4 protein-coding genes and 1 rRNA gene are annotated in these 2,685 nt (G+C 31.3%); 1 reads left to right on the forward strand and 4 read right to left on the reverse strand.

The window, feature by feature from the left end:
* The first annotated feature begins 3 nt into the window (after positions 1-3).
* Positions 4-118 (forward strand): 5S ribosomal RNA (gene rrf / locus AC5YC8_RS14030).
* Positions 119-234: 116 nt separating this feature from the next.
* On the opposite strand, the gene AC5YC8_RS14035 is transcribed toward rrf, so the two are convergent.
* The 4 genes from AC5YC8_RS14035 to AC5YC8_RS14050 all read right to left on the reverse strand — a co-directional run bounded on the left by AC5YC8_RS14035 (position 235) and on the right by AC5YC8_RS14050 (position 2,560).
* Positions 235-654 (reverse strand): roadblock/LC7 domain-containing protein, encoded by a 420-nt coding sequence (locus AC5YC8_RS14035; RefSeq protein WP_496118191.1) that lies wholly within the window; start codon positions 652-654, stop codon positions 235-237.
* Entirely contained in the window at positions 647-1,204 is a 558-nt protein-coding gene (locus tag AC5YC8_RS14040) for a GTP-binding protein (RefSeq protein WP_496118189.1), read from the reverse strand. Before AC5YC8_RS14040 ends, AC5YC8_RS14035 begins: the two co-directional genes overlap by 8 nt.
* 9 nt (positions 1,205-1,213) lie before the next feature.
* Positions 1,214-2,137 carry a hypothetical protein gene (locus AC5YC8_RS14045; protein WP_496164907.1) on the reverse strand — a complete coding sequence of 308 codons (924 nt, stop codon included), beginning with the start codon at positions 2,135-2,137 and terminating at the stop codon, positions 1,214-1,216.
* Positions 2,138-2,200: 63 nt separating this feature from the next.
* A complete protein-coding gene (locus AC5YC8_RS14050; RefSeq protein ID WP_496118185.1) occupies positions 2,201-2,560 on the reverse strand; it encodes a roadblock/LC7 domain-containing protein in 360 nt (119 codons plus the stop codon).
* Positions 2,561-2,685 lie beyond the last annotated feature (125 nt).

The raw sequence follows: 2,685 nt of genomic DNA on the forward strand, positions 1-2,685 counted from the left end.
TGTGCTGGCGACAATAGCAAGAGTGAACCACCTGATCCCTTCCCGAACTCAGAAGTGAAACCTCTTAGCGCTGATGGTAGTGTGGGGTTACCCATGTGAGAGTAAGTCATCGCCAGCTCATTAATTCAAAACACCCCCTTAGCTTAATGCCTAAGGGGGTGTTTTTTTATCAGGGGAAACAGAAGAAGTACTAAAGGGAAAGTAATAAATCCCGAGTAGATCGGGATTTATGAGTTAGTCTGTATAGTGTGAATCAGCTAAAATAATATCTTCATTGCATTTTTTAAGGAAAAAAAGAGCTTGCCCCAATAAAATATCCTTATTGGCTAATGCAACCATAATCATAGGGAAGTTTTTATTTGGAATTGCATTTAAAATAGCTTTGCCATTTTCAGCATCTAAAGTGATACTTTGACATCCATTTAAATTAATTTCATGTAAAAATGCAGAAATCATAGCAACTATTGAGCTACTTACAGCAGCAAGTTTACTAGAATTATAAATATTCTTGTTATGTACAGAACTAATTTCAAAGCCATCTGCTGTACATAAAAGGATATAATCTATGCCTTTTACATTAAGTAATACATCTGAAATTGCACGATGTGATGAGTGAATTAGAGAGTCTGGTGGCTTTCGTGAGTGGTTAAGCATGCTTTGTGTGACCTGAGAGGCTGAGAGAGATTTCAGACTGGCTTAAAAGCGTGTCTATGAGTAAAAGTATGTCCTCTGATTTTCGTGCATCTATAAAGTAAAGTGGATAAATTTGCTCATGTTGGGCAATCCACTCTCTATATTGGGAGGTATGTGTTGTTGATTTTTCATCTACATGTGTTATTGCAAAAACTAGATTCTTATTGGTTTTTGAAAATGTTTCATAATAAAAATTAATATCTTGTAAAGGATGTTCTGCGCTATGGTCAATGAGAATAATTGTACCTAATGCACCTTGGCTGATTGTAGACCAAATAAAATCAAAGCGTTCTTGTCCAGGGGTCCCGTATAGTCCGACTTTTACACCATCATCGAGTGTAATTTCTCCATAGTCGATACCGACAGTGGTGAACATTTTATTATGGCGCTCTTGATCCGTATTCATTGCTTCTGTAGAAAATACAGGTATGTCTGAGAGTGATTGTATTGCTGCGGATTTCCCTGCACCCATTGAGCCTGCAAAGATAATTTTATGTGGATGTAAAATCAAAATTGGTCCTTATATTCTTAGTTTTTTTCGAATTTTGCTAAAAAAACTGAGTAAAGTCATATCTGTATTTTCTTTATCATTGAGTTTGAAGTTAGCTTGATTCTCATGAATAACGTCAACTAGATTGCATGCAAGAGCAATATAAATAAACTTAGAAATAAGTTCTGGCTGAAGATTTAAATGCTTTGCAATGAGTTTGATGTTGGCACCATATTGTAAACATGATGCTATTTTTAACGTTTCTTTATGAATATTTTTATTGAGTTGTGGCCAAAATTTTAACTTGTAATATGTTGATTGATTTAAGATTGGTGGGTTTTCAATGGTTGACCAAAGATAGTGCCATAACCATAGGCTTAAGTCATATTTCTTTTTTTGTTGTCTTAAATTTACAGCTTGATTGAAGTCTAGTATTTCAATATTAAGCTTTTTAATGGGAGAAAATTCAAAATTTTCTTGAACCCATATTTCATGCATTTTTTTATCAATAATAAAACTTTGTTCATGATTAATATAACACTGGAAAAAGTTTGAATTATTTGACTCAAAAATTATATTAAATTTTTCAATAAAATTAATATCTTCTTTAAAGTTAAAATGAGTATTAATTTTTAATTTAATATTAGCTTGAATCCATTTTTTGAGATTATTTATATCTGAAAATGGTAGAAATAAATGATTATTTTCTATTATATTCTCTTTGTTTTTATCATGTTGGATAGTGATAATTGGAATATTTTTGGTTTTAATTGTATGAGCAGCAGGAGACTCTATAAAAGATTGATTTAAAATAACGAAATTTAATTCAGGATTGGCAATGTTTGTCCATATAATCTTAAATTGTGCATTCACTGCATCATGGAATAATGATTTAAGTTGATTGGTCGTATTTAAGCTCAAACCAACAATTGCAACATAAATATTATTTACCATAAAATTGCTTATCATCTCATTTATATTTAGCCACCTCCTCAAATGAAGAGGTGGTTTTGTTGATTAAGAAAAATCTAATTCTTTTTCAAAAGCTTTTAACTCATGACGAGCCATTGCTAAATTTGATTTTGAACGGTCTAAAACTAGATATAAAAATAAAGATTCGTTTGAAACTAATGGGCGAATTAAGTGATATTGTTTGCCTAATGTAATTAAAATATCTTCAATTGAGTCTTCTAAATTTAAAGCAGCTGCAACTTTACGTTTTGCACGTAAAACTTCAGTATTGCCTGCTGCGGCATATTCAAGATCGATAGAACCATTGCCTTGAGTTGCCAATGCAAGACCACTTTCGCTATCTACTAATGCAGCTACAACAAAACCGTCAATATCTGTTAAATTATCTAATGAAACTTTAGCCATTTTTTACCCCATAAAAAAATATAAAAGGTTTATTTTTTAAATTAAACCTAGCTTTATAGTCTACTATTTTATGAAGTTGATCTAATCAAAAATAGTAATAAAGTATTAATATTCATTTGTTTAAA

The sequence above is a fragment of the Acinetobacter sp. FY731 genome (genome assembly GCF_059515905.1).